The sequence below is a fragment of the Streptomyces sp. NPDC005805 genome (assembly GCF_040630445.1).
Lineage (GTDB): Bacteria > Actinomycetota > Actinomycetes > Streptomycetales > Streptomycetaceae > Streptomyces.
In genome coordinates, this window is sequence record NZ_JBEXXN010000041.1 from 11,811 (window position 1) to 37,454 (window position 25,644).

Genomic DNA, 25,644 nt, shown 5'->3' on the forward strand with positions numbered 1-25,644 from the left:
CGGGCAGGAGACGAGCGGGCGGCCGGCCGTCAGGCGTCCAGGAGGCGGTGCAGGACGGGGCTCACCCCGGTGACACGGATCCGGCCGCCGGGAGACTGCCGCAGGGTGATCAGGCGCCGGGCCTCGAGTTCGGTGAGCAGTTGGCGCACGACGAGGGGTTCGGTGGCGCACACGGTGGCGAGGGCGGCCGGGGTGGTCACCCCCGTCGGGCGGGCGGCGGCCAGGAGGCGCAGGATCCGGTCGTGGGCCTCCTCGTGGCCGGGTGCCGCCGCGGGCAGCCCGGCGATGTAGCCGGTGCGGGTCAGGGTGGCCTGGCGGACCCTGCCGCGGAGCCGGTTCACGGTCACGGCGTCCGCGGACTCCAGGGCCGCCAGGGGCTCGGCCGTCTCCGGCTCCCGCAGGCCCGACTCCTCGGCCCGGGCGGCGACCCGGGCCCAGGGCAGCGGGCCGAGCCGCCCGAGCGGCAGGGCCGTGCGGACCGTCGCGGTCAGCAGGGTGCCGTCGGCGGGGCTCAGTCCCGGCACCAGAGGGGCGGCGACGGGTGGGGGCGGTTCGGGGACGCCGTGGATCGCGTCGGCCACCCGGCGTGCGACCGCGGCGGCTCCCCCGGCCGTCCCGTCGGCCGTCAGCCAGAGGCGGTAGGCGAGGGCGAGGGGCGGGCGGGCTCCGTCGAGGCAGACCGTGATCAGCCGGCGGCCGTTCTCCACGCGGAGGTACACCGCGGCTTCGAGTTCCTCCCGGACCCAGGGCTTGGCCATCGACCCCGGGGAGACGATCAGTACGATCGCGTCGGCCCGGGTCAGGCCCTCGTCGAAGACGCGGCGGGGCAGGCTGTCGTCCGGCTCGATCTCCCAGGCGTCCACCCAGGACCGGACGCCGTGGCGGGCGAGTCCGGCGGCGAGCGGCTTGACGAAGGACTCCTTGACGTCGCTCGCGTGCGAGAGGAACGCGAGCGGTCCCTCGGCGCTCACGCGGGCGGCTCGCGCAGCAGGTCCTCCAGGGCGCCGATCGCGGTGGCGAGTTCCCCGAGGCGCTTCTGCTGGGCGGTGGTGAGGGTGTCCGGCGGTCGCAGTGCGCGCAGCGCGGTCCGGGCGGGGGCCACGGTGCGGTCCTGCCATTCGGCCGCGGCCGCGACGGTGATGTCGTCGGCGGTGCGGTCGAGGTCGGCCCGGAGCTTGCTCAGCCGCTTCTGCTCCTTGCCGGCCCTGCGTTCGGCGAGATAGCCGATCAGCAGTGCGGCACCGCCCTCCAGCCCGCTCTCCAGCATGCCGTCCGCCACTCCCTCCCCGCCGGACGGAGCGGACACCTGCCCCTGGTCCGGGGGCAGCGCCGTGGTGTCGGCGGCTGTCGTGTCGGTGGCTGTCGTGTCGGTGGCGGTGGTGTCGGTCGCCTCGCCGGATCCGCCGGTTCCGCCGCCGGCCCCGGGGACGCCGCCCGGGGCGGTGTCCCCGGGCGGCGGCATCGCCGCAGGGGTTCCCGCCGTGGCCCGGGCGTCGGTGAACTCGGCGATCTCGGTGCGGGCCGCGTCGGCGGCGCGGCCGTGGAGCCGGTCGAAGCTGCGCCGGGAGCCGCCGCGGACGGCCTCGCCGATGCTGTCGAACAGGTGCATCATCCCAAGGACGTTCAGCGGGGAGACCCCGCCGTCGGGTTTCGGCGCGGGCGCTGCCGCGAGGGAGAGCACATCGTCGAGGTAGTCGTGCAGGACCTGTGCTCCCGGCCGGGTCCTCGCCGCGTCGGCGTGGGCCCCGGCGCGGGTGGTGATCAGAGTGACCTCGCGTCCCCACCGTGCGCTCCAGGCGTCGAAGGTGCCGGTGAGACGTCGGCGCACCGCAGTACGCAGGGCGTCGCCCGTGGTGGTGGGGGCGGCCTGGGTGAGCTGCCCCAGCTCCTCCCGGACGGCGGTGCGCAGTTCGGCCCGTGCCGCGGCGTCCAGCGCGTCGAGTTCCCGTTCCAGTGACGTCAGGTGTCCGGTGTCCCGTTCGCTCTCGGCGCGGGCCTCCTCGGCACGGTCGCGCTCGTGCCGTGCGGCTCGCAGGACGTGCGCGGCCGCGGTGCTCCAGAAGCGGACGAGCGTCGCGGCCCGCAGTTCGTCGTGGCGTGCCGGCAGCCGGGCCAGGGCCGTGCGCAGCCCGTCCATGCCGTCCCATTCCCCTGTGCCCTCGTAGTCGACGGGCTCGGGGGCCGGGTCGGCGCCGACCATGCCCTCCAGGTCGGCGACCACGATGTGCACATCGGTGTCGGGCGCGGGGGCGAACAGGAGATCCAGGTCGCGGCGTACGCGGGCGACGGCCCCGGCGAACTCCTCGGGCGCGTCGTACGGCGACGGACCGATGAGGTCGGCCTGTGCGACGACGGTCAGGAGCGCGCCGTGGGGCAGCGGAAGCGGGGTGCCGGGGTTGAAGAACTCGCCGGTGACGATGGACAGGACGCGGTCCTTCTGCTTCCGGTCCGTGAGGAGTTTGGGCAGCAGCACCAGCATCAGGACGTCGGTCCCGGTCAGGGCGTCCTCGGCGGCCTGTTCGTCGCCGCCGTCCGCGCCGATGCCGGGGGTGTCGACGTAGCAGAGCCCGCCCGACTCGATCATGCGCGCCTCGAAGGTCTCGCGCCGGCCGCTGACGGTCAGCCATCCCGGTACCGGTGTGCCGTTCTCCACCAGCAGGCGTTTGAGGAGTGTCGACTTGCCGGCGTCGTAGGGGCCGAAGAGGGTGACGCTCACCAGTTCCCGGGCCGCGAGCTGCTGTGCGTGGGCGGCGAGCGCGGCGGTCCAGGGTTCCTCGGCGATCGGGGTGATCGCCTGCCGTACGCGCTCGGTCCAGGGGGGCGTGGTCTGGTCCGTCACCGTGGTTCTCCCTTCTGTGTGCCGGGCCGCGGTGTTTCCGCGCCGGGCCGCAGGGCCCGTTCGGCGACGGCCATCAGGTCGTTGCAGCGGGTGATCAGGTCCTGGGCGGCGGCGATCTTCTCCAGCCGGTCCAGGCGCTGCTCGCCCAGTTCGGTGGCGGCTGCTTCCAGGGCCAGGCACTGCTCGGCGACGGACTCGGGGCCGTCGCTGTGTTCGAGGAGCGAGGTCCAGGTCTCGGCGGACTGGCGCATGCCCTGAAGGAGGGCCTCCCTCAGTTCCTTCAGCCGGCTCTCCTTGTTGAGCGAGTCGAGCAGGGCGGCGACTTCGACCACCGCGTGCACGACGTGGAGCAACGAGCGTCCGGCGTCGAAGGCTTCGAGCAGTTCGGTCGCCTCGTAGGGGGCGAGTTCATGGCCGGCGATCTCGGCGATTTCCTGGATCCGGTCGGCGTCCAGCAGCAGGGTCAGGTCGCCGGCCGACTCGGCGCTGTGCAGGACGGCCTTCGCGCTTGCGGTGGTGGCCGGGGTGACGAGGAAGCCGATGTCGATGTCCGGCCGGTGTTCGGGGAACGCCGTCTTGAAGGCGGGAGAGCCGGTCCTGCGGGTCACGGCGGCCCGGACGTCCTCGTGCCAGCGTTCGACCCGTTCCGCGAAGTCGCTGTGCCACCGCCCCAGGATCTGCTGGAACTCCTTGTCCGTGGACCAGTTCCGGCAGCGCTTGGCCCGCAGGGCGCGCTGGTCCTGGTCGGTGGCGCTCAGGGCGTCCTGGGCGAGGGTGGCGGTGAAGTCCTCGGCCAGCCGGCCGGCCGTGCCGACCTCGTCCCGCAGCAGGGTCCGTCCGATCCGGGCCGCCGAGGTCAGGTCGGCGCCGAGTGCGGCGAGCTGGGCGACCTGCTGCTCCAGGTCGTGGGAGTCGGCCCGGGTGGCGTGGCGCAGGGCGCCGAGCCGGACCAGGCCGCCGTGCAGCAGGGTGACGTCCACGGCGGTGGATCCCAGGGTGTTCCTGACCTCGACCAGGGCCTTGGCGAAGCCTCGGAACCCGTCCCAGGAACGGTACGGGTCGAAGCCGGCGGCGGAGGCGGGCGTGGTCTCGAAGGGGTCGGCGGCGACGGACACGATGCGGTCCCGGCGCAGCCGGTCGCGGGTGCCCGGGCCCTGTGCGCCCGGTCCCCCGGTGCCGTCCGTCCGGTCGGCGGTGCCGGCGAGCCGGGCGAGGGCGGCCGCCAGTCGCTCCTCCTGGGCGTCGGCCAGCTGCCGGAACTCCTCGGGTGCGTCGAGGGGGTCGGGGGCCAGGTCGTCCACGCGGTTGACGACGAACAGCGCCCGGTCCAGTTTGGCGGGCACGCCGCGCGGGGCGTCGCCGCGCAGCAGCAGCCGCAGGTCGCTCCGGTCGCCGACGGCGAACCCCGAGGGCGTGAAGAGGTGGATCACCACGGCGGCGTCGGCCATTGCGGCGCGCGCGGCCCGCGCGTGTTCCTCGCGGCCGCTCTGGAACCCGGGGGTGTCGATCAGAAGCATGCCGTCCCAGGCGTACTCCTCGGCCCGCTCGGTCTCCGGTCCGCCCGCGACGGTGAGCCGGTCGGGCACCGGTAGGCCCGCTTCCAGCAGCAGCCTGCGGATGAAGGACGACTTGCCGGAGCTGTAGTCGCCGGTGACGACGATCCGGGGCCGCCCGTCCGCGGCCAGCGCGTCGAGTTCGGCCAGGCAGTGCGCGGCCGCCGGTTCGCCGTCGAGCACGGTGTGCATCCGGGCCAGGAAGGCCCGGCCCGCGCCTGGGTGGGGCTCGGGCCGGGGCCGGAACAGCGCGCTGCGGAGCCGGTCGAGCAGGCCGGGCCCGAAGGAGGGGCTGCTCCGGTGCCGCCGTGTCGTCTCCGGTTCCGGCTCGTCGGTCACGACGAGCCCCTCGGGGTCGTCGGTCCAGGAGCCGCCGAGCCACAGGGAGTCGGCCTGCCGTCCGTCGCGGATTCCCGCGCGCTGCTCGCGCAGCCGTACGGCCCGGGTCAGCACGGCGACGGGGTCGCCGGTCTCGGGGGTGACGTCCCGGACCTCCTGGACGGCCCGCATGCCGCGGCGGGCGGCGGCCTCGATCTCCCGGAACGCGACCGCGCTCTCCACTTCCGGGCTCAGCGCCACCAGGTACGCCTGCCGGATGTCGCGCACGCAGGCGGCGGCCGCCGCTTCGCCCAGCTTGTCGAAGAAGTCGCCCACCGCGCGGCGGGCGTCCGTCCGGCCGTTCGTCCTGGCCTCCTCCATCTGCTTGGCGGCGCTCTTGCGGCCGTAGCGGGAGAACAGCCGGGTGGCGATGCCGGTGACGGCCGCCGCGAATCCGAGGGCCCAGCCCGCCGGGTTCCAGATGTTGGTGAGGGCGGCGATACCCAGTCCGGCGGACAGCCCGCTGCCGAGGAATCCGGCCGCGTAGCCGGCGGTGCGCCTGCGCCGGCCCCGGTCGCCGCCGATCTCGGCGTGCTGGTTGGCCACGGCGCTCAGGTCGGCCCGGACGTCGGCGACGGTCAGCTTGATCCGGTCCTCGATGTAGCGGCGGAAGGTGTCGATCGCCTCCGTGGCGGCGCGGTCGATGGCCGTGCGGTCCAGTACGGCTGCCTCGAACTCCTCGGCGGTGACCTGGACCCGGTTCTCGAAGGCCCGTTCCACGAGTGCGTCGGCCTTGCTCTGCGCGTCGTCCCGGAGCGGTCCGAGCGCGGCGCCCAGCAGATGCCGCGCGTGGCGGCGGGCCTCGCCCTCCACCGGGACGGTGAAGCTGCCGCCGCGCAGGACCTCCAGCTGGGCGAGACGGGCCAGCAGTTTCACGTAGGCGATGTCCTCCGGGCGTTGCACGGGGTGGTCCGGGGGTTGGGGGCGGCCCAGGATGCGCAGGTAGTCCTCGATGCCGCGCTCGTACTGCTCGGCGAACCGGCGGGCGGGCTCCCGCAGTGCGAGGTCCAGCTCGCCGTCCGCCACGTCGAGCGTGGCGCGGACCTGCCGGGTGAGGCCGCCGAGCCGCAGGCTCACGGCGTCCGTGGTGAGGGCGGTGGTCAGCAGGTCTTCCAGTGCCGGCAGGTTGGAGTACCGCAGCAGCCGGTCGGGCCCGAGGCGGGTGCGGAGTTGGCGGATCGTGTCCGGATAGGGCCCACGGTAGACGTGGGCCGCGCGGGCGGCGACGGCCTTCTGCGTCTGGATCGCGACCAGGGGGACGCCCGGGAGGCCGATCCTGGTCAGTTCCGCGCGAATGGTGGCGGCGTGCTCGGCGACCGTGCGCTGGAGTTTCCGCCGGGTCTGCCGGCGGGGTACCCGGGCGGGGTCGCGCCATGCCTTGCTCCGGCAGTTCAGGACGGCGATCGCGGGTTTGCGGTAGGCCGCGATCCAGTCGGCGACCTTCTGGAACTCGGCCTCCTGCTGGTTCTGGTTGTCGAAGCAGAGCAGCACCAGGTCCGCCGTGACGACGGCGCGCCGGGCCTGCTCCTCCAACCGCTCCGAGGGGCCGGCGCGTCCCCATCCGCCGATGCCGGGGGTGTCGACAAGCCGGCAACTCGCCCAGCCGAGCGCCCTGATCGCGGTGGTGAAGTCGCTCTCACCGGGGGAGATGGTCTGCCCGTCGCCCCCGGACACGGCCTCGATCAGGCTGCTCTTGCCGACGCCGGTGCGGCCGAAGAGCGCGATGTCGATCGTGTCGACGGATCGCAGCCTCTCGTCCACGAGTTCCTGGAGTCCGGCGGTCACATGGGCGCGTACGCGGGCCTCGGCGCGCCGGAGTTCCGCCAGTGACGCGTCGTCGCGGGCGGTGGCCGGGGTGTCCCGGTCCAGCGTGCGGACGAGTCTGTCGATCCGGTCGGCCATCGCGGCGGCGGGTGGCCTGCTTCTGGCCACCGCGTCGGCGACGGCGGCCCGGAGCGCGGATGCGTGGGTGTGCGCGCCGTCCTGGTTGTTCGCGCTGTCGGCATGACCGTGCGCGCGGCCCTGTGCGCGATCTCGCGCGCGTTCTCTTGTGTGGTCGTTCGCGTGGCGGTGCTCGTGGTCGCCCGCGTCGGTGGTCGTTCTCTCTGCCACGGTGCCCCCCAGCGCCGCTTCCGCACCCGACGGCCGTCGCGTTCAGTGTGCGCAAGTGCACTCATCGTAAAGCGAGTTGAGGAGCTTGTGTGGATTTCGGAAGAACCGATGGGATCGCATGGCGGGGCCTTCCCCGATTGCGCCGGGGGCGGGGTCAGCCCCGTGCGGCCCGCCGGTGGGCGAGGTGGCAGACGGCCAGGCCGGCCAGGAAGGCGGCGAGGGGTGCGGCGGCCTCCGTCCAGGGGTTGCTGACGGACTTGTAGACGGCGGTTCCGCCGGCGATGACGATGAAGCCCCGGGGGCGGGCCCCGGCGCCTCCGCCTCCCCCGCCGCCGGTCCGGGCCGTCTCGGTCTCGCGCCCCGCGCCGAGGCCGGCGCCGAATCCGTAGGCGGTCCCGGCGACGGGGACGACGGTGACGTCGCCGTGGGTGACGGGCTCGCCGAACACGGTCCGCGCGCAGGCCCGTGCGCCGAATCTGTCGGCCAGCGCCTCGAGCAGGTCCGCGGCGGTGCGGGCGGCGTCCGCCGCTGCGGGCGGGGCGGGGCGGTCCGCGTCGTCCTCGCTGGTCATGCGTGCCTCCTCGGTCGCCGGAGCGGCCCCGCAACCCATTGTCGGGGACGTGCGCGGGCCGCACCACGCCACGGGTTGCCCCGGAACAACTCCGTGGATGTCGGGGCCGGTTCTGCCCAGGTCCGGCGGCAGGCTGACGAGTGCTTCACGCATCCCCGGTTGGCCGCGATCCACGATGCGCTCGCTCCCGACCGCGGTGATGCGGGGCCACGGCCTGCGGCACGGGCGGGTGGCGGCGGCGACGCCGTCCATCCCGCCGGTGTCCTCACCGCTCAGGTCACCAAACTCGTCGGTGGTGCGGTCCGGTGAGTCGGTGTCGCCGCACGGGTCGCGGTATTGCGCCCGGCCCCTGCACGCCGACGTGGACCGGGAGGTCGCCGCCGATCTGCCCGCGCACCTCACGGCGTAGCCGACGCCACGGGCCCAGGGAGTGTCCGGAACGTCGCGCCGTTCGCCCGGAGGGCGTGGTTCGCGGCGTCCGGTGCGTGCGATCGCAAGGCGGAGGAGGGGGACAATGGCGGAGCCATGGCCCCTGACGACAACGCGGCGAGGGTGCGTGCCGGACGTCGCGAACCAGGCGAGACTTTGCGGACACGACCCAGGCCCGGGCCCCTACCGTGGCCGTATGGAACAGCGCATCAGTCTCGTCACCCTCGGCGTCCGGGACCTCGACCGGGCCCGGCGCTTCTACGAGGACCTCGGCTGGCGGGGGCAGGAGGTGGAGCGGACGGTCTTCTTCCAGGCGGGCGGCCTCGCCTTCGTCCTGTGGGACCGCGACCTGCTGGCCGCGGACTGCGGGCTCCCGCCCTCCGCGCCGCCGGGGCCGGACGACGCGGGCCCCGGCTTCGGCGGGATCGCCCTGGCGCACAACGTCCGGTCCAGGGACGAGGTGGACGCGCTGCTCGCCGCCGCCGAGTCGGCGGGCGGGACGATCACCAAAGCGGCGGCCGTCAACCCCGTCGGCTTCTACTCCGGCGCGTTCACCGACCCCGAAGGGCATCCGTGGGAGGTCGCCCACAATCCGGGGTTCCCGCTCGCGGAGGACGGTTCGCTGACCCTGCCCGACTTCGGCGCGGGGCCGGACCGCCAGGACGGGCAGGACGGGTGACCGGTCCCCCCGCGGCGGGCCGGAAATCCCCTCCCGTGGCGGTCCGGTCCCCGGCTATGATCCACCGCGGCATCGCGTGCCGGTCACCGGCTGGGTGAGGCATGGAGGTGTCGGGAGTTGCCCTCGGAGGCATCCCTTGTCAGTCGATCTCAACCACACCATCGTTCATTCCCGTGACAACCGGGAATCCGCGGAGTTCCTCGCGACCCTGCTCGGCCTCGACATCGCCGGAGAGTGGGGCCCGTTCATCGCCGTCGTTCTCGGCAACGGCGTGACCCTGGACTTCGCCACCGTCCCCGCCGAAACGATCACCCCGCAGCACTACGCCTTCCTCGTCTCCGAGGAGGAGTTCGACGCGGCGTACGCGCAGATCCGGGAACGCGGGATCGAGCACTACGCCGACCCGCAGCGCAGGCAGCCCGCCACGATCAACCACAACGACGGCGGCCGCGGCGTGTACTTCATGGACCCGGCCGGGCACGCGATGGAACTCATCACGGTGCCGTACGGCGGCTGGCCCGCGTAACGCGGAGGGAGGCGGGGTGGGGGTGCCGCCCGCAGCGCGCCCCGCCCCGTTCCTTCCTACGATGGGCGTGTGACAGCCACCGGCCGTTCGCTGGGTGGGGGGCGTACGGTACAGCCGCCGGGTTCGGCGCGGACCGTCATCCTGACCGTGGATGACGATCCGGGGGTGTCCCGTGCCGTCGCGCGTGATCTGCGGCGGCGGTACGGCGAGGCGCACCGGATCGTGCGGGCCGAGTCGGGTCAGGCCGGGCTCGACGCTCTGCGGGAGCTGAAGCTGCGCGGGGACCAGGTGGCGGTGATCCTGGCCGACTACCGGATGCCGCAGATGAACGGCATCGAGTTCCTGGAGCAGGCGCTCGATGTGTACCCGGGGGCGCGCCGGGCGCTGCTCACGGCGTACGCGGACACCAACGCGGCGATCGACGCGATCAATGTGATCGACCTCGACCACTATCTGCTCAAGCCGTGGGACCCGCCGGAGGAGAAGCTCTACCCGATCCTCGACGATCTCCTCGCCGCCTGGCGGGCCAGCGACTACCGGCCCGTTCCGACCTGCAAGGTGGTCGGCCACCGCTGGTCGGCGCGCACCTCGGGGGTGCGGGAGTTCCTGGCCCGCAACCAGGTGCCGTACCGCTGGTACGCGTCCGACTCGCCGGAGGGGCAGCGGCTGCTGGCCGCGGCCGGGCAGGACGGGGAGCGGCTGCCGCTGGTCGTCACCGCGGACGGCACCCCGCTGGTGGAGCCCGACGACACCGATCTCGCGGCGAAGGTGGGGCTGGCCACCACACCGGCGGCGGAGTTCTACGACCTGGTCGTCATCGGCGGGGGCCCGGCCGGGCTGGGGGCGGCCGTGTACGGGGCGTCCGAGGGGCTGCGCACGGTGCTCGTCGAGCGGTCGGCGACGGGCGGGCAGGCCGGGCAGAGCTCCCGGATCGAGAACTACCTCGGCTTCCCCGACGGGGTGTCCGGCGCGCAGCTGATCGACCGGGCGCGGCGGCAGGCGGCCAAGTTCGGCGCGGAGATCCTGACCGCGCGCGAGGTGAGCGGCCTGGAGGTGACGGGAGGGTCGCGGACCATCCGCTTCACGGACGGTTCCGCGATCGCGGCGCACGCGGTGATCCTGGCGACCGGGGTGTCCTACCGGCGGCTGGAGGCCCCGGGGCTGGACGGTCTGACCGGCTGCGGCGTCTTCTACGGCTCGGCGCTGACCGAGGCGGCCGCCTGCCAGGGCCACGATGTGTACATCGTGGGCGGCGCGAACTCCGCGGGCCAGGCGGCCCAGTTCCTGTCCCGGGGCGCGAAGTCCGTCACGATCCTGGTACGCGGGCCCTCGCTCGCGGCATCGATGTCGCACTATCTGATCCGGCAGATCGAGCAGACGCCGAATGTGTCCGTGCGTACCGGCACGGTGGTCGAGTCCGCTGAGGGCGACGGTCATCTGGAGCGGCTCACCCTGCGGGACGTGGCGAGCGGGCGGACCGAGACGGTGGACGCGCAGTGGGTGTTCGTGTTCATCGGCGCGGCGCCGCTCACCGACTGGCTGGAGGGGACGGTGCTGCGGGACGGGCGCGGGTTCATCAAGGCCGGTCCGGACATGACCCCGGACGGGCAGCCGCCGGCGGGCTGGGAGCTGGAGCGGCCGCCGTACCACCTGGAGACCAGTGTGCCCGGCGTGTTCGTGGCCGGGGACGCGCGTGCCGAGTCCGCGAAGCGGGTCGCGTCCGCCGTCGGAGAGGGAGCCATGGCCGTGATACTCGTCCACCGGTATCTGGAGCAGTCGTGAACCGCGGGCCGGGAGGGACCATGACCCACTGGCCGGGCGGGACCCTGTGCCGGGGGTCGTCGTGAGTCCGCGGCGCCTCGCGTGCGACCCGGCGGAGCTGGGGTCGCTGTTCCTCTTCGAGAAGCTGGACGGCGAGCAGCTGGCGCGGCTGTGCCGGGAGGGCCGGGTCGAGGAGTTCGAGCCGGGCTGGGTGTACCGCGAGGGCGAGCCCGCGACCTGCTTCTATGTGCTTCTGGAGGGCAGCCTGGTGCTGTCGCGGCGGGTCGGCGGCGACGACGTGGAGGTCAACCGCAGTACACAGCGCGGGGTGTACTCGGGGGCGATGCAGGCGTATCTGAGCGGCGGGGAGCAGGCGGTGTACCGGGGTTCGATGCGGGTGGCCGAGCCGTCGCGGTTCTTCGTGCTGCCGGCCGAGACCTTCGCGGCGGTCCTGCGGGAGTGGTTCCCGATGGCGGTGCATCTGCTGGAGGGCCTGTTCTTCGGGATGCAGAACACCCAGCGGACCATCAACCAGCGCGAGCGGCTGCTGGCGCTGGGGTCGCTGTCGGCGGGGCTGACGCATGAGCTCAACAACCCGGCCGCGGCGGCGGTGCGGGCCACGTCGGCGCTGCGGGACCGGGTGGCGCACATGCGCGCCAAGCTCGGGGTGATCGCCTCGGGGCCGTACCGGCGGGAGGCGCTGCAGGCGCTGGTGGAGATCCAGGAGCGGACGGCGGAACGGGTGGCCAAGGCGCCGTCGCTGAGCCCGCTGGAGGCCGCCGACCGGGAGGACGCCCTCGCGGACTGGTTCGACGACCACGGTCTGGCCGGGGGGCTGCGGATCGCGCCGACCTTGGTGCAGGGCGGTCTGGACACGGACTGGCTGGAGCAGGTCGCGGACGCGGTGGAGGAGGAGATCCTGCCGGGGGCGGTCGGGTGGCTGAACTACACGGTGGAGACCGAGCTGCTCATGAACGAGATCGCGGACTCCACCGCCCGGATCTCCCATCTGGTGGACGCGGCCAAGCAGTACGCGCAGCTCGACCGGGCGCCGTACCAGGAGGCCGATGTGCATGAACTGCTGGACAGCACGCTGATGATGCTGGGCGGGAAGATGAAGCGGGGCGTCGAGGTCGTCCGGGAGTACGACCGGTCCCTGCCGAGGATTCCCGCGTATCCGGGCGAGCTGAACCAGGTGTGGACCAATCTGATCGACAACGCCCTGGCCGCGATGGACGGCGAGGGGACGCTGACGGTGCGCACGGCCCGGGACGGGGACCAGGCGCTGGTCGAGTTCGCGGACACCGGGCCGGGGGTTCCGGAGGAGATCCGGGACCGCATCTTCGACCCGTTCTTCACCACGAAGCCCGTGGGTGAGGGGACGGGGCTCGGCCTGGACATCTCCTGGCGCATCGTCGTCAACAAGCACCACGGCAGCCTTCAGGTGCGGTCGGTGCCCGGGGACACCCGTTTCCGTGTGCATCTGCCGCTGACGGCGCCGGACACTCCGGAGGAGTCCTCATGACCGACCCGAACACGCCCAGCACGCCCAGCACACCCGACACGTCGAATGCGTCGGACGGGATCGATCCGTCCGTCCCGCCGAGCGGCGCCGGGTGCGTGGACTGCGACGCCGCCGGCGGCTGGTGGGTCCATCTGCGCCGTTGCGCCCGCTGCGGCCATATCGGCTGCTGCGACGACTCGCCGGGGCGGCACGCGACGGCGCACGCGCGGAGCAGCGGCCATCCGGTGGTGCGCAGCTACGAGCCGGGTGAGAGCTGGTTCTGGAACTACGAGACCTCGAAGCTCTCCCCGTCGGGGCCCGAGCTGGCTCCCCCGCAGAGCCATCCCGCCGGCCAGGCGGTGCCGGGTCCTGCGGACCGGCTCCCGCCGGACTGGGCCGAGACCCTGCGCTGACCCCGGCGGGCCGGGTGGCGGGCGGGGTGCTCAGGCTCCCAGCCACAGGTCCGGGCCGAAGACCTCGTAGTGGATCCGCTCGGCGGGCACCCCGCGCCGGAGCAGGTCGCCGCGGACCGCGCGCATGAACGGCAGGGGCCCGCACAGGTACGCCGTGAGGCCGTCCGGCAGGTCGAGGGTGCTCAGGTCGGCGCGCCCGGCGCCGACCTGCCGCGGTGCGCCGGCGCCGGGCGTCTCGTACCAGAGGTGGAGCCGCGCGCCGGGCAACTCCCCTACCAGGCCGAGGTGTTCGGTGCGGTGCGCGTGGTCGGCCGGGGAGCGGTCGGCGTGGACCGCGACGACCTGGCGGACTGATCCGGTGGCGGCCAGATGGCCGAGGACGGAGAGGACGGGGGTGTTCCCGATCCCGGCGGACGCCAGCAGCAGGGGGCCGTCGCCCTCGGGGAGGACGAGGTCGCCGGCGGGCGCGGAGACGGTGAGGGTGTCGCCCGGCCGCGCGTGGTCGTGGAGCCAGGAGGAGACCTCGCCGTCCGGTCCGGCGGCGCCCTGGACGCGCTTGACGCTGATCCGGCAGGTCCGGCGGCCGGGGGCGGCGGAGAGGCTGTACTGGTGGATCTGCCGTGCCCCGTCGGGGAGTTCGACCTGCACGGAGAGGTACTGGCCCGGGCGGAAGGGCGCGGCGGGGCGTCCGTCGGTGGTGCGCAGGACGAGGGAGACGACGTCGGGTGTCTCCTGGCGGCGTTCGGCGATCTCCATGCGGCGCCAGACCTCGCCCTCGGCGGTGCCGGCCTCGCGGTAGAGGCGGGCCTCGACGGCGACGAGGGCGTTGGCCATCAGCCAGTAGACCTCGTCCCACGCGGCGGCGACCTCCTCGGTCACGGCGTCGCCGAGGACCTCCCCTATCGCGGCGAAGAGATGACGGTGGACGATCTTGTACTGGTCGGAGGTGACGCCGAGGGAGACGTGCTTGTGCGCGATTCGGCCGAGCAGGGCGTCGGGGCGGCTGTCCGGCTGCTCCAGGAGGAGGCCGGCGAACGCGGCGATGGAGCCGGCGAGGGCCTTCTGCTGGTCGCCGTTCGCCTGGTTGCCGCGGTTGAACAGGTCGCGCAGAAGGTCGGGGTGGGCGGCGAAGAGGCGGCGGTAGAAGGTCTCGGCGATGGGTCCGAGGGCTCCGCCGACCGCGGGCAGGGTGGCGCGGACGACGGGTGCGGACTGCGCGGACAGCATGGCGGCTCCCGCTTAATCGGTAAGTGATCTTCGCATTTTTGGGCGAGCATCGGGACGGGACGGCGAGCGCGGTCGGGCGGGGCTGGGGAGTGTCCGGCGGATCAGGGCCGGACACCTCCTAGCGGGGCGGCGGGGCGCCGAGGCCGACGAGCACCGGACCGGTGGGCGAGGCGACGAGGTCGGCCACGGTGAGCGGGTCGAGCGCGGTGTAGAACGCCTCCTGGGCGGCGCGCAGCGCGCCCCGCAGGCGGCAGGCCCCGCGCAGGGGGCAGGGCGGGTCGTCGCAGGCGACGACCTCCTCCTCCCCTTCGAGCTGCCGCACCAGCCAGCCCACCGAGGCGGACCGGCCGAAGCCGGTGAGGGCGAGCCCGCCCCCGCGCCCGCGCCGGGCCTCGACGACCCCGAGGTGCTGGAGGCGCGAGACGGCCTTCGCGGCGTGCGTCTGCCGGACGTCCATGGCCTCGGCCACCTCACGGGTGGTGAGCACCTCGCCGTCGGCGCAGACCGCCAGGCGCATCACGGAACGCAGCGCCAGATCGGTGAACTTGGTCAGCCTCACACGGTGGACACTATCAAAGGCGCATTCTGGATTCGTATTCAGGGGGTGGCCGGGACGAGGCGGGCGGGCCGGGTGCGGCGGCCCTATAAGCTGCCACCCATGAACGACATGTGGACGGGGCCCACCGTGCGCCTGCGGGGCGTCGAGTCGGCGGACTGGGAGCACTTCCGGGATCTGGCGAGGCACAGCGTCGACGCGCGGAACGCCGACACGGTCGAGCCGCCGCGCTCGGACGAGGCGTTCCGAGCGTGGACCGCCGAGCGGGCGGGCCGCTCCCCCGGTGGCGACGCCTTCCTGCTCGCCGTCGAGACGACGGCGGAGGGCGCGTTCGCGGGGGCCGTGACGGTCGGGGAGACGGACAGGCGTGCGGGACGGTTCAGGACCGGGATCGAGATCGCCCGGGAGCACCGCGGCCGCGGCCTCGCGACCGAGGCGACCCTGCTGCTGCTCACGTACATGTTCGCCGAGCAGCGTATGAACAAGTGCGAGGTGGAGGTCTACGCGTTCAACGACGCCTCCCTCGCGCTCTACCGGAAGGCGGGGTTCACGGAGGAGGGGCGTCTGCGGCAGCACGAGTTCTTCGCAGGCCGCCACCACGACGTGGTGCTGCTGGGAATCACTGCCGAGGAGCACTGGGCCGCGCACGACCGGCCTCCGGTGCGCTGACGGCCAGAGCGGCGGCGCCCGGCCCCGTCCCGACGCATGGGACGGGCGGGCCTCGGCATCCGAACGGCGACCCCGAGCCAAGGAGTTCCTGATGATGGTCGTCGGCATCGTCGCCGTATATGTGGCCCTCGCGGTCCTTGCCTTCTTCCTTCCCCGTCTCTCGCGCCGCCCCGAGCGCGGCACCCAGCGGACGCTCGGTGTCGGACGAGGGCGGGAGGCAAGGCGCCCGGCGTACTCGGACGCCTGTTCAGCAAGCCCTTCCGCAGCAGTTCGAAGGCGGTCGGCCGCAGTGGTCCGGCCGGGCGGCGGACGCGCGGCAGGACGCCGTTCTGACCTGATCTGACGGGTGCGCGCGGGGGGCGTCCCCTGCGGCTCCAGCGGTCGTCGTCATCGCGGGCCCGGCAGCGGGTCGGTGGCCGCCAGTCCGTGGCGGGCCAGGAAGGCCAGTACCAGGAGGGCGACCTCGGGCCACCGGTGGTCGAGGGCGAGGGTGTGGCCGCGGCCGGGCAGTTCCAGGTACTCGGTCGGGCCGGGGCCGCGCCGCTGGACGCGGTAGGCGGCCCGCACGTCCGCCGGCGGGACGACGCGGTCCTCGGCGGCGGCGACCAGCAGCAGCGGCCCCCGGTTCGCGGACGGGTCCGGTCGGGCCGCCGGGGCGGAGGGCCGGGCGGCGAGGGCGGCCCGCAGCGGGCGTACGGGGGCGGGCCGGGCGTGCGCCGTCCACAGGTGTTCGGCCTCGCTGCGCGTCAGGGTGTTGGCGAACCGGCGGCGGAAGCCCGTCGCGGTGGGGGTGTCCCTGGTGCGGGGGTCCAGGCGGGGCGCGGTGGCCCGCAGCCACGCGGCGCGGCGGCGCAGTCCGCGGGCGGGTACGGGGGCGATGGCCGCGCCGCCACGGGCGTAGTCCAGCGCGAGCAGCCGCTGGGCGATCAGGCCGCCGAGACCGTGGCCGATCACGATCGGCGGCGACCAGAGCCCGCTGATCAGCCGCGCGTAGTGGTCGGTCAGGGCCTCCGTCCCCGGCCGCGCCCCAAAGCCGGCGCGGCCCGGCGGCCCCTCCCCCGGCCAGCGCGGCGCGAGGGGCGCGTAGCCGTGCGCGGCGAACAGCGCCTCCCACGGGGCCCAGGCGTCCGCGCCGGGGAACCGGCCCCGCAGGAAGACGACCGGCCGGTCCTCGGCGCGGGACGGCACGGCCCCGGCGCGGGTCATCGCGGCCTCCTCGGAACCGCCGCGGCAGCGGGCGGCCCGTGGGTCCGCGCGGGGCGGCACGGGCGTCCCCGCCCCGCCGTGCCCGGGGCGTGGTGTCGGCCTACCGTGGAAGGCACGGCCCGCCACCGGTGACGTCCGGACGGAGGCTCCCCATGGCGACGGTGCTCGACACGGCCGGCATCCCCGCGGCGGAGCGGGCGGAGGCGGTCTTCTCGGTCATGGTGGAGGCCACCGTCCCCTGCTATGTGGTCCAGGAGGAGCGGGGCGCGGACATCCACGCCCGGATGACGGTCTTCCCGCTGGAGACCCTGCGGGTGTTCACCACCGAATCGACGGGGATACGGCTGGTCCGGACGGCGCGGCAGGCCCGGCAGGACGCCCGGCCGGTGATCGCCCTCTCCGTCCAGGAGCGCGCCGAGGGCCGCCAGGACCATCTGCGGCACCAGCGGGTGGTCCCGCCGGGCGAGCTGCTCATGATGGACCTCACCGCTCCCTACGACTTCTCGTGGACGGGGCGCGGCGCCGCCCGCAGCGTGCAGATCCCCGTGGACCAGCTCCGGCTGCCCGTCGACCTGGTGCGGGACGCCATCCCGCTGCTGCCGGCCAGTCCGTACTACCGGATGGTGGCCGACCATGTCGCGAACCTGACGGAGGGCGTCGAGGCGCTGGCGGCCGACCCGTCGGCCGTGCGTCTGGAGGGGATCACCGTCGATCTGGTGCGGGCCCTGCTGGCCTCCGCCTCCCGGCAGGACCGGTGGGCCCGGCCGACGCTGGCGGAGACCCGGCTGACACGCATCCGGGCCTATGTCCGCCGGCATCTCGCCGATCCGGACCTGACGCCCGCCAGGATCGCGGCCGCCCACCATCTCTCGGTCCGGTCCCTGTACAAGCTGTGCGCCGGGGCCGACATCAGCCTCCGCCAGTGGATCATCGGGCAGCGGCTGGAGGGCGCCCGGGAGGAACTGGCCCATCCGGCGGCGCGGAACCGCACGATCGCGATGGTCGCGCGCCGGTGGGGGTTCACCGACCCGACGCACTTCAGCCACCGCTTCCGGGACGCGTACGGCATGTCGCCACGGGAGTGGCGGCGCCTGGCCCTGGAGGACGACGCGGCACGGGCGGACGACAGCGCGCGACCGCCGGTCTGACGCCGGACGGGCCGGGGGCGGACGGGTCGGCGGCGGACCGGTCGGCCGGGCCGGTGCCGGGCGCGCCGGCGCAGGGTCAGCCGGGCGGGCCGGGCGCCGGGAGGTCAGGCCGATGCCTCGACGGCGGCCTTGATGCGCTGGCCGAAGGCGGGGGCGTCCTTGCGGGCCGCGCTCCCCGCCAGCGGAAGCAGCAGTTTCCCCAGGCCGTGGCCTTCGAGGACGTTGAACAGACGCACCCGGGTGCCGCCCTCGGCGGTGCGTTCCAGGTCGTAGCCGCCCTCCTCGGCGGTGATGGAGTTGTGGGAGACCTCGTGCCAGCGGATCCGGGTCGGGGCGGTCATCTCGCTGATCTCGAAGTCCCGCTGGGACGTCATACCGGCGTCCTTGACGGTGCTGTGGAAGACGGTGCCCACCCGGGTGGCTCCCTCGGGGCTCTTGTCGATCTCCAGGACCCGTGGGCTGAACTCGGGGTCGTGCCGGCCGTCCGCGAGATAGGCGAACACCTCCTCGATGGGGCGGTCGATGTCGACGGTCGCCTCGAACTGCGTGCTCATGGCTGCTCCCTCGGCTGGCTTCCCCCTCGGCCTGTGCCGTCCCGACGCTAGTCCGGGGGCGGGCCGCCGGGCGGGCTGTGCGCGCACAACCGCTGGCCGGGCGTGCACGGGTGCGACACGGCGGGGCCCTGCCGCCCGGGGTGTCAGGCGGGGGCGGCGGCGGTGATGTGGCTGAGGACGCACTGCCAGCGGCCGTGGCGCCGTACGAACACATCGGTGGTCCACTCGTCCGCGTCATGGCGCACGCCCCGGTAGTGGGCGGTGTTGGTGACGCGGCCGGTGAGGACGGCCGTGTCGCCGTAGACGCGGATCCGGGGCGGTGCGACGAGGTCCATCGCCGAGTGGGTCAGGTCGCCGGACCGGACCACGGAGAGGAACTGCTCCCGGGTGGAGACGCCGGACTCGGAGACGATGACCCAGTCGTCGGCCATGAAGGCGGCGATGCGCGCGGGGTCGTTGCCGGCGATCGCGGCGGCCCACTCCTCGGCGAGGCGCCGCAGCTCGGCCCGCACCGCGTCCGGGCCGCCGGTGTCCGGGGGCGGCGGGTGGGGGCCGGGGTGCTGTCGCTCGTCCACGTGCCGACGGTAGTCCACCCGCCCCGGGCGGGCGCGGCGGCGGCCGTTCAGGCGCGGTCGAGTTCCGCGCGCCGCCGGCGCAGCCACATCCCCGTGGCGGCGGCGACCAGGGTGGCGCAGCCGGTGAAGACGAGGCCGGCGCCGCGCAGGCCCAGGGCGAGGGCGAGGGCTCCGACGCCGATGACGGGCAGGGAGATGCCGGTGTAGGCGACGACGAAGAAGGACGAGACGGTCGCGGCGCGGTGCGCCGCGGGGGCCGCGGCGCTGACGGCCGTCAGCCCGGCCCGGAAGGCGAGGCCCTGGCCGAGCCCGCCGCAGGCCCCGCCCACGACGAGCAGGGCCGTCGACTCGGCCCACAGTGACGCGCCCACCAGCAGGAGTCCCCCGACCAGGACCAGGCAGCCGAGGGGCAGGGTCAGTCCGGCGGGGCGGCCGCCGGCGAGGGCCTGTCCCGCGGTGGAGGCCAGGAAGACGGCGAACACCACGAGGCCGCAGACGGCGAGGTTCCGCTCCCCGAGGGTCTCGGCGAGGAAGCTCGGCGCGACGGCGGTGAACAGCCCGAGGAGCGAGAAGCCGGCGAACGCGGCCACGGCGGCGGGGGTGAAGACGGCCCGGACCCGCGCTGGGACATAGAGGCCCTGGGGCCGGGGGCGTGCGGTGAGCCGGGGGTTGTCGACCGTCTCGGGCAGCAGGAGCACGACGACGGCGGCGACGGCCAGCAGCGCCAGGTGGACCAGGTACGGCGTGGTCAGCGGCGAGGGCGCGTACTCGGCGAGGAAGCCGGCGAGCAGGGGCCCGCAGCCGAGGCCGCCCATGTTGGCGGCCGTGGCGGCGAACCCGGCGCGCGAGCGGCGGCCGGGATCGGCGAGTTCCAGCACGGTGACGGTGCCCGCGCCGCTGAGCAGCCCGGCGGAGAGGCCGGACAGCAGTCGTCCCGCGTACAGCAGGGGCAGTCCGCTCTCCAGGAGGAAGCAGCCCGCGGAGGCCGCCGCGAGGGCGAGGGCGCACAGCAGGACGGGGCGCCGGCCAACGCGGTCGGAGTGGTTGCCGACCAGCAGCAGGGTGAGGATGACGCCCACCGCGTAGGTGGCGAACACCAGCGTCACGGTCAGCTCGGAGAAGCCGAGTTCCTCGCGGTAGAGCCCGTACAGCGGGGTGGGCAGGGTGGTGCCGGCCATCCCGACGGCGAAGACCGCGGCGGCCGAGCGGAATCCGGGGCGGCGGCGCCCGGGGTGCGGGGGACGCCGGCGGGTCGCGGTCATGGCGCCACCCTAGAAGGCGGCGGCGCGCGGCCGGCGGCGGGACGGGCTCGGCGCGCCGTCGTGTCGCCGGAACACACCACCTATTGACTTTCGATAGCTTCCTATCGAAACTCGATAGATGCATCGTCTTGTGATCAGCGCTCTCCGCTTCGGTATCGCCCTGACCGTTCTGCTCGGGCTCTTCGGACAGATCGTGGTCGTCCCGACCACGGCCGCCGACGAGGTCGAGCTGTTCCCGCCGTACGAGCCGTACGCGCTGCCCTACGCGGCGGCGGCGATCGCCGGGATCGCCTGCGTCCAGGTCGCGTGTGCCGCGGTGTGGATGCTGCTCGGCATGGTGGAGCGGGACGCGATCTTCACCGCCGCCGCGTTCCGCTGGGTGGACCTGGTGATCGGCGCCGCCGGTGCGGCGACCCTGGTGGCGCTGGCCGCGTCGGCCCATCTGACCTTCGCCACCATCCCCTCCCCCGACGACGGGATGGACGTGGAGAGCGCGCTGCTGGGCGCGCTGGCGTGTGTGGCGGCGGGTGCGGCGTTCTGTCTGCTGATGGTCGTGATGCGGAGCCTGCTGGGCAAGGCGACCGGTATGCGCGCCGAGCTCTCCGCGGTCGTCTGATGGCGATCGTCGTCGACCTGGACGTCCAACTGGCCCGGCGGCGCATGTCGGTGGCCGAGTTCGCCGCGGCGGTCGGGATCACGCCGGCCAATGTCGCCGTGCTGAAGAACGGCCGGGCGAAGGCGGTGCGGTTCACCACGCTGGACGCCATCTGCCGCACCCTGGAGTGCCAGCCGGGCGACGTCCTGCGCTGGGTGCCCGACGAGGACGCCGGGGGCGCGGACGGCGCCGGGGTAGAACTGGGGCCATGATCTACCATGTCGTACCGCTCACCGCATGGCGCGAACGCCCCGGGAGCCCGTACGCGCCCGCCTCCCTGGAGACGGACGGGTACGTGCACTGCTCGCCGGACGAGGCGACCACGCTCGCGGTCGTCAACGCCTTCTACCGGTCCGCGCCCCGGCCGCTGCTGGCCCTGGTGCTGGACGAGGAGCGGCTGTCGGCCGGCGTCCGCTTCGAGGCGGCGGAACCGGCCCCGCTGCCGGGCGCCCCGGAGGGCGTCCTCTTCCCCCATGTGCACGGGCCCGTCGAACGGGAGGCCGTGGTGCGCCTGCTGGAGGTCCGGTGGGACGACGCGGGGCGGGCGACGGGACTGGCGGAGTTCGTCCCGTCGCCGCCGCCGTCCGCGCCGTAGCGGTCAGCGCTTGCCAGGCGGAACGGCGGCCGCGGCCGTCTCGCCGTGGACCGCGGGGAACAGCTCGGCGGCCAGCAGGAGCAGCCGGCGCGGCTGGGGCCGCAGGCCGGTGACGGTGAGGGTGCGGGCGCGCAGACGGGCCGCCTGCCGCTGGTCACGGAACAGGTGGAGTGCGGCGACGTCCATGAACGGGGTGTCGCACATGTCCCAGGTGATGGTGTGCACGGTGCCCGGGAGGGCGGCGGTCTCCGCGTGCAGGCCCGGCAGGGCGTCGTAGCCGAGGTCGCCGTGCGGGGTGATCCGGGCGGTGCCGTTGTCGATCACTGTGGTCGTGTGCATGAGGTCGCCCCCTTCCGGGGGTCGTGAGCGCACAGACGGACCGGCGTGTGCGGTGCCGGTCGCCCGAGGGGATCCGAATGCCCGGGGTGGGGGCAACGTCCGGATGCCGTGTGCGGGCGGCCGGAGGAACCGGGGCCGCCGCACCAACTCGTCGTCGGGCCATCGTCGCACGGTGGTCGGGGCGCTGGCCAGGCCCGGGCCGGAAGCCCCAGTTCCGGGCCCCGGCGCCGTGTGGCCGGGGTCGGATTCCGTTCCGCGCGGGGGCGGATGGGGCGGCCATGCGGGTGATCTCGGCCGGGCGACGCCCCGCCCGGGGGCACGGGTCTCCTCGCGAGGGTGTGGGCGGCGGGTGCCCGCGGGTAGCAGGTGGTGATGAACGACGACACCGCAGACGACAGCCCACGGGACCGCATGGCGAAGGTCGCCCTCTACCTGGAGACGGTGAAGGCGCGGATGGCGCCCGAGCAGTTCGCCACCCTGCACGAGGCCGTGCAGGAGATGACACGTCTGATCGACGAGGGCCAGGACGGCTTCCTCGAAGCCGGTGACCGGGAGAGCTTCACCGGGGACGTCCAGCGCGAGTTCCTGGCCGTGATGGCGATCGTCACCACGGGCCGGATGGACCACGAGGTGGTCGACATGCCGGGGCCGGACGGCAGCGCCGGGTACGCGGTCGTCACCCCCGAGGTCGCCAACGACCCGGAGGCGCTCGCCGACGTGCGGGAGCAGGTCCACGCCTGGATGACGGAGCGCAAGGCGGTCGACGAGGAGTTGGAGGGCATCGCCCGCGCGAGCGGTCTCGACCCCGAGGTCTGAGCGTCGGCCGCCCCGCCCTCGGCGTCCCGCTCGCGGCCGCCGGGGAACCGGCCTGTCCGGACGCCGAACGCCTGCCGGTGCCGCTGAGCGACGAGGAGGTGAGCCGGGTGCGCCACCAGGCCGCTCACCTGGCAGCGGTGCACGCCGCGGCCGGCTGAGACCCGGCGGGGTACGCGCCGCGGGAGGTTACCCGTGCGTTCCGCACCCGGCAGTGGTGACAGCGGTGACTGTCGGGGGCCGATCGCCGCGTGACACCGTCTCTTCTGTCGCCGACAGGAGGGGAAAAGGGCGTGAACAAGGGCTATGCCGTGTTCTGCGACGCGGACCGTCACTTCTACGACGCACCGCACCGCACGCCCCGTACCGGCGCCGGGCGGGGGTCGCGGTACGCGGCCGCCGAACGGCCCGTCCCCGAGGGGTGGGAGCGGCACGAGCGGGGTGACTGGCTGGCGCTGCGCCCGTCGGGAGCACAACTGCCCGCGCAGGGCTGGAAGATCCATGTCTCCGCCGGTCTGGACAACGCCGAGTCGGTCCTGGAGCGGGTGTCGGCGCACTGCCTGGCGCACGGTGTCGCGTTCAAGTTCGTGCCCGGCCGGTATCTGCTGCACCAGCGGAACGCCAAGTACGCGGACCGCGCGGCGAGCGGCAAGTTCCTCACCGTCTACCCGCGCGACGAGGCGGAGTTCGAGCGGCTGACGGGCGAACTGGACGCCCTGCTCGCGGGCGAGCCCGGTCCGCTGGTCCTCAGCGATCTGCGGATCGGGGACGGTCCGGTCCATGTCCGGTACGGCGGCTTCACCCGCCGGGAGTGCTACGACGCGGACGGCGTCCTGACGCCGGCGGTGGCCGATCCCGCCGGGGTCCTGGTGCCCGATGTGCGGGGTCCGGTCTTCCGGGTGCCGGAGTGGGTGGAGATACCGGAGTTCCTGCGTCCGCATCTTCGGGCACGGGAGGCGGTGACGGTCTCCGGGGTGCCGTACGCGATCGAGGCGGCCCTGCACTTCTCCAACGGCGGCGGGGTCTACCGGGCGCGGGACACCCGCTCGGGGGCGACGGTGGTGCTGAAGGAGGCGCGCCCGCACGCGGGGCTGGCCGCCGACGGCGCGGACGCGGTGACCCGGCTGCACCGGGAACGGAGGGCGCTTCAGGCGCTGTCGGGCCTGGGCTGCACGCCCGAGGTGCTGGACTCCTTCACCGTCGGCGAGCATCACTTCCTGGTGCTGGAGCACATCGACGGCAAGCCCCTGAACACCTTCTTCGCCCGCCGGCACCCGCTGATCGAGTCCGATCCCTCCCCCGAGCGGCTGACCGGGTACACCGAGTGGGCGCTGCGGATCCACGCTCTGGTGGAGCGGGCGGTGGCCCAGGTGCACGGGCGGGGGATCGTCTTCAACGACCTGCATCTGTTCAACATCATGGTGTCCGAGGACGAGTCCTCGGTGACCCTGCTGGACTTCGAGGCCGCGCACCCGGTGGACGGGCCGGGACGCCAGACGGTGGCCAGCCCCGGCTTCGTGGCCCCGGCGGACCGCCGGGGGTTCGCGGTGGACCGGTACGCGCTGGCGTGCTTACGGCTGGCCCTGTTCCTGCCGCTGACGAGCCTGCTGGCCGTCGACCGCCGGAAGGCGGTCCATCTCGCGGAGGTGGTGGCGGAGCACTTCCCGGTGCCGCGCTCCTTCCTGCGGGAGGCCGTCGAGGAGATCCTCGCGGGGGCGGCGGGCGCGGCGGCCGGAGCGGTCGCACGGCGCGCGCCGGAGGCTCCGGTGGTGCCGGTCGCGCCGGGTGACTGGCCGCGCAGCCGGGACTCGATGGCGGCCGCCGTCGTCGCCTCGCTGACCCCCGAACGCGAGGACCGGGTCTTCCCGGGTGACATCGCCGCGTTCGCCACCGCGGGCGGCGGCCTCTCCTTCGCGTACGGCGCGGCGGGGGTGCTGTACGCGCTGGCCGAGAGCGGCGCCGGGCGCTGCGAGGAGGCCGAGGAGTGGCTGCTGCGGCACACCAAGGCCCTCCCCTCGGGCATGCCGGCCGGCTTCCAGGACGGGATCGCCGGGGTGACCTGGACCCTGGAGCGGCTGGGCCACCGGGAACGGGCGCTGGACCTGGCCGCGGTCCTTCTTGAGCAGTCCTGGGCGGGCCTCGGCGCGGATCTGCACGGCGGCACCGCCGGGGTGGGGCTGGCACTGGAGTCGCTGGCGTCCCTCACGGGTGAGCCCGCGCTTCATGAACAGGCCGCGCACTGCGCCGAGTTGACGGCCGCGGCGCTGGCGGCGACGCCCGCGGAGGGCGACGGGACGGGCCGGCGCGGGCGGCGGGCGGGTCTGCTGCACGGGGCCTCGGGCGGGGCGCTGCTCTTCCTGCGCCTGTACGAGCGGACCGGGGACACCGCCCTCCTCGACCTCGCGGCCGACGCGCTCCGGCAGGACCTCGCGCACTGCGTCGACGGCGCGGGCGGCGCTCTCCAGGTCGACGAGGGCTGGCGCACGATGCCCTATCTCGGCGCGGGGAGCGTCGGGATCGGGATGGTCCTCGACGACTACCTCGCCCACCGCGGCGACGACGCCTTCGAGCAGGCCCGCACGGGCATCGTGCGCGCCGCGCAGGCCATGTTCTACGCGCAGCCCGGGCTCTACCGGGGCGCGGCCGGGATGGTGCTCCATCTGGGGCGCACCACGGCCGCCGGGCCCGGGACGGGTGAGGCGGCGGTGCGCCGGCAACTCGACGCGCTCGGCTGGCACGCCATGTCCTACCGCGGCCGGCTCGCCTTCCCGGGCGAGCAGATGATGCGCCTCTCCATGGACCTCGCCACCGGAACGGCCGGATGCCTGCTCGCCGTGGCGTCCGTGCACGGCGAGCGCTCCGCCCATCTGCCGTTCCTCCCGCCGCTCCGCGCGGCCCACGATCCGGCCCCGGTCCCGGGGTCGTCCTGCACCACCACGTCCTGAAGTGAAAGGGAACCCACATGAACCTGTTCGAGCTGCAGTCCCTGGAGACCCCGAAGGAAGAGGCGATGGGCGACGTCGAGACGGGCAGCCGCGCCAGCCTGCTGCTCTGCGGCGACAGCAGCCTGAGCGTCACCACCTGTAACTGACCGGGTCGTGGCCACGCGGGGACGCACGGCGGCCACGGCGTGACGCCACGCGTCCCCGCACGGTCGGCGCCCCGGGCCTGCACAAGGCCCGGGGCGCCGGCGCGCGTTGCGGGGGGGGTGCGGGGGCGTTCGCGCCGTGCGCGCACGGGGCGGTGAGCGACGGCATCGAGGCGAGGAGGGCCGGACCGG

The 25,644-nt window shown here is 74.3% G+C and carries 24 protein-coding genes and 1 pseudogene; 14 read left to right on the forward strand and 11 right to left on the reverse strand.

The window, feature by feature from the left end; translation table 11 throughout:
* Positions 1-29: 29 nt before the first annotated feature.
* The 4 genes from ABZ457_RS21505 to ABZ457_RS21520 form a co-directional block, all read right to left on the reverse strand.
* The gene (locus tag ABZ457_RS21505; RefSeq protein WP_359159520.1) at positions 30-971 is read right to left on the reverse strand and encodes a toll/interleukin-1 receptor domain-containing protein; all 942 of its coding nucleotides are present in this window, start codon (positions 969-971) and stop codon (positions 30-32) included.
* Entirely contained in the window at positions 968-2,839 is a 1,872-nt protein-coding gene (locus ABZ457_RS21510; RefSeq protein ID WP_359159522.1) for a GTPase domain-containing protein, read from the reverse strand. The genes ABZ457_RS21505 and ABZ457_RS21510 overlap by 4 nt, the downstream gene beginning before the upstream one ends.
* The gene (locus tag ABZ457_RS21515) at positions 2,836-6,882 is read right to left on the reverse strand and encodes a GTPase (protein ID WP_359159524.1); all 4,047 of its coding nucleotides are present in this window, start codon (positions 6,880-6,882) and stop codon (positions 2,836-2,838) included. Before ABZ457_RS21515 ends, ABZ457_RS21510 begins: the two co-directional genes overlap by 4 nt.
* A gap of 154 nt (positions 6,883-7,036) precedes the next feature.
* Positions 7,037-7,453 carry a spore germination protein GerW family protein gene (locus tag ABZ457_RS21520; RefSeq protein ID WP_359159526.1) on the reverse strand — a complete coding sequence of 139 codons (417 nt, stop codon included), beginning with the start codon at positions 7,451-7,453 and terminating at the stop codon, positions 7,037-7,039.
* Positions 7,454-8,078: 625 nt separating this feature from the next.
* Between ABZ457_RS21520 and ABZ457_RS21525 the strand changes: the two genes are divergently transcribed.
* The 5 genes from ABZ457_RS21525 to ABZ457_RS21545 all read left to right on the forward strand — a co-directional run bounded on the left by ABZ457_RS21525 (position 8,079) and on the right by ABZ457_RS21545 (position 12,765).
* Positions 8,079-8,561 (forward strand): VOC family protein, encoded by a 483-nt coding sequence (locus ABZ457_RS21525; RefSeq protein ID WP_359159528.1) that lies wholly within the window; start codon positions 8,079-8,081, stop codon positions 8,559-8,561.
* A 136-nt stretch (positions 8,562-8,697) separates the two neighbouring features.
* A complete protein-coding gene (locus ABZ457_RS21530) occupies positions 8,698-9,087 on the forward strand; it encodes a VOC family protein (protein WP_359159530.1) in 390 nt (129 codons plus the stop codon).
* Positions 9,088-9,177: 90 nt separating this feature from the next.
* Positions 9,178-10,869, forward strand: a complete 1,692-nt coding sequence (locus tag ABZ457_RS21535) for an FAD-dependent oxidoreductase (protein ID WP_359159597.1) — start codon at positions 9,178-9,180, stop codon at positions 10,867-10,869.
* 61 nt (positions 10,870-10,930) lie between these two features.
* Entirely contained in the window at positions 10,931-12,373 is a 1,443-nt protein-coding gene (locus ABZ457_RS21540) for an ATP-binding protein (protein ID WP_359159532.1), read from the forward strand.
* Complete coding sequence (locus ABZ457_RS21545) at positions 12,370-12,765, forward strand: UBP-type zinc finger domain-containing protein (protein ID WP_359159534.1); 396 nt, start codon at positions 12,370-12,372, stop codon at positions 12,763-12,765. Before ABZ457_RS21540 ends, ABZ457_RS21545 begins: the two co-directional genes overlap by 4 nt.
* 30 nt (positions 12,766-12,795) lie before the next feature.
* On the opposite strand, the gene ABZ457_RS21550 is transcribed toward ABZ457_RS21545, so the two are convergent.
* On the reverse strand, positions 12,796-13,992 hold the full coding sequence (locus ABZ457_RS21550) for a globin domain-containing protein (protein WP_359159536.1): 1,197 nt from the start codon (positions 13,990-13,992) through the stop codon (positions 12,796-12,798).
* 118 nt (positions 13,993-14,110) lie between these two features.
* Positions 14,111-14,551, reverse strand: a complete 441-nt coding sequence (locus ABZ457_RS21555; RefSeq protein ID WP_359159538.1) for an Rrf2 family transcriptional regulator — start codon at positions 14,549-14,551, stop codon at positions 14,111-14,113.
* 99 nt (positions 14,552-14,650) lie between these two features.
* Between ABZ457_RS21555 and ABZ457_RS21560 the strand changes: the two genes are divergently transcribed.
* Together ABZ457_RS21560 and ABZ457_RS21565 are read left to right on the forward strand one after the other, a co-directional pair.
* Positions 14,651-15,217: a GNAT family protein gene (locus ABZ457_RS21560; RefSeq protein WP_359159540.1), complete on the forward strand. Its 567-nt coding sequence runs from the start codon at positions 14,651-14,653 to the stop codon at positions 15,215-15,217.
* A gap of 91 nt (positions 15,218-15,308) precedes the next feature.
* Positions 15,309-15,550 (forward strand): annotated as a pseudogene (locus ABZ457_RS21565) (DUF6411 family protein).
* Positions 15,551-15,604: 54 nt separating this feature from the next.
* Here the strand turns inward: ABZ457_RS21565 and ABZ457_RS21570 are convergent.
* Positions 15,605-16,423, reverse strand: coding sequence for an alpha/beta hydrolase (locus ABZ457_RS21570; RefSeq protein ID WP_359159542.1), 819 nt, complete (start codon positions 16,421-16,423; stop codon positions 15,605-15,607).
* 152 nt (positions 16,424-16,575) lie between these two features.
* On the opposite strand from ABZ457_RS21570, the gene ABZ457_RS21575 reads away from it, so the two are divergent.
* Positions 16,576-17,571 carry a helix-turn-helix domain-containing protein gene (locus ABZ457_RS21575; protein WP_359159544.1) on the forward strand — a complete coding sequence of 332 codons (996 nt, stop codon included), beginning with the start codon at positions 16,576-16,578 and terminating at the stop codon, positions 17,569-17,571.
* Between the two features lie 104 nt (positions 17,572-17,675).
* Here the strand turns inward: ABZ457_RS21575 and ABZ457_RS21580 are convergent, their stop codons facing one another.
* From ABZ457_RS21580 to ABZ457_RS21590, 3 genes are all read right to left on the reverse strand, one after another.
* Positions 17,676-18,125, reverse strand: coding sequence for an SRPBCC family protein (locus ABZ457_RS21580; protein ID WP_359159546.1), 450 nt, complete (start codon positions 18,123-18,125; stop codon positions 17,676-17,678).
* 143 nt (positions 18,126-18,268) lie between these two features.
* On the reverse strand, positions 18,269-18,637 hold the full coding sequence (locus ABZ457_RS21585) for a nuclear transport factor 2 family protein (protein WP_359159599.1): 369 nt from the start codon (positions 18,635-18,637) through the stop codon (positions 18,269-18,271).
* 110 nt (positions 18,638-18,747) lie between these two features.
* A complete protein-coding gene (locus ABZ457_RS21590) occupies positions 18,748-19,962 on the reverse strand; it encodes an MFS transporter (RefSeq protein ID WP_359159548.1) in 1,215 nt (404 codons plus the stop codon).
* Positions 19,963-20,080: 118 nt separating this feature from the next.
* Between ABZ457_RS21590 and ABZ457_RS21595 the strand changes: the two genes are divergently transcribed.
* The 3 genes from ABZ457_RS21595 to ABZ457_RS21605 are packed head-to-tail and all read left to right on the forward strand — an operon-like array spanning position 20,081 to position 21,212.
* Entirely contained in the window at positions 20,081-20,578 is a 498-nt protein-coding gene (locus ABZ457_RS21595; protein WP_359159550.1) for a DUF2975 domain-containing protein, read from the forward strand.
* The gene (locus ABZ457_RS21600; protein WP_359159552.1) at positions 20,578-20,829 is read left to right on the forward strand and encodes a helix-turn-helix transcriptional regulator; all 252 of its coding nucleotides are present in this window, start codon (positions 20,578-20,580) and stop codon (positions 20,827-20,829) included. The genes ABZ457_RS21595 and ABZ457_RS21600 overlap by 1 nt, the downstream gene beginning before the upstream one ends.
* Positions 20,826-21,212, forward strand: coding sequence for a DUF952 domain-containing protein (locus tag ABZ457_RS21605; protein WP_359159554.1), 387 nt, complete (start codon positions 20,826-20,828; stop codon positions 21,210-21,212). Before ABZ457_RS21600 ends, ABZ457_RS21605 begins: the two co-directional genes overlap by 4 nt.
* Positions 21,213-21,215: 3 nt before the next feature.
* Here ABZ457_RS21605 and ABZ457_RS21610 read toward each other — a convergent pair whose 3' ends face one another.
* Positions 21,216-21,551, reverse strand: coding sequence for an STAS domain-containing protein (locus ABZ457_RS21610; RefSeq protein WP_359159556.1), 336 nt, complete (start codon positions 21,549-21,551; stop codon positions 21,216-21,218).
* 372 nt (positions 21,552-21,923) lie between these two features.
* Here ABZ457_RS21610 and ABZ457_RS21615 point away from each other — a divergent pair, with 372 nt between their 5' ends.
* From ABZ457_RS21615 to ABZ457_RS21625, 3 genes are all read left to right on the forward strand, one after another.
* Positions 21,924-22,367: a hypothetical protein gene (locus tag ABZ457_RS21615; RefSeq protein WP_359159558.1), complete on the forward strand. Its 444-nt coding sequence runs from the start codon at positions 21,924-21,926 to the stop codon at positions 22,365-22,367.
* A gap of 290 nt (positions 22,368-22,657) precedes the next feature.
* Entirely contained in the window at positions 22,658-25,309 is a 2,652-nt protein-coding gene (gene lanKC / locus ABZ457_RS21620; protein ID WP_359159560.1) for a class III lanthionine synthetase LanKC, read from the forward strand.
* 17 nt (positions 25,310-25,326) lie between these two features.
* Positions 25,327-25,455 carry a SapB/AmfS family lanthipeptide gene (locus tag ABZ457_RS21625; protein WP_018849360.1) on the forward strand — a complete coding sequence of 43 codons (129 nt, stop codon included), beginning with the start codon at positions 25,327-25,329 and terminating at the stop codon, positions 25,453-25,455.
* The last annotated feature ends 189 nt before the right edge of the window (positions 25,456-25,644 follow it).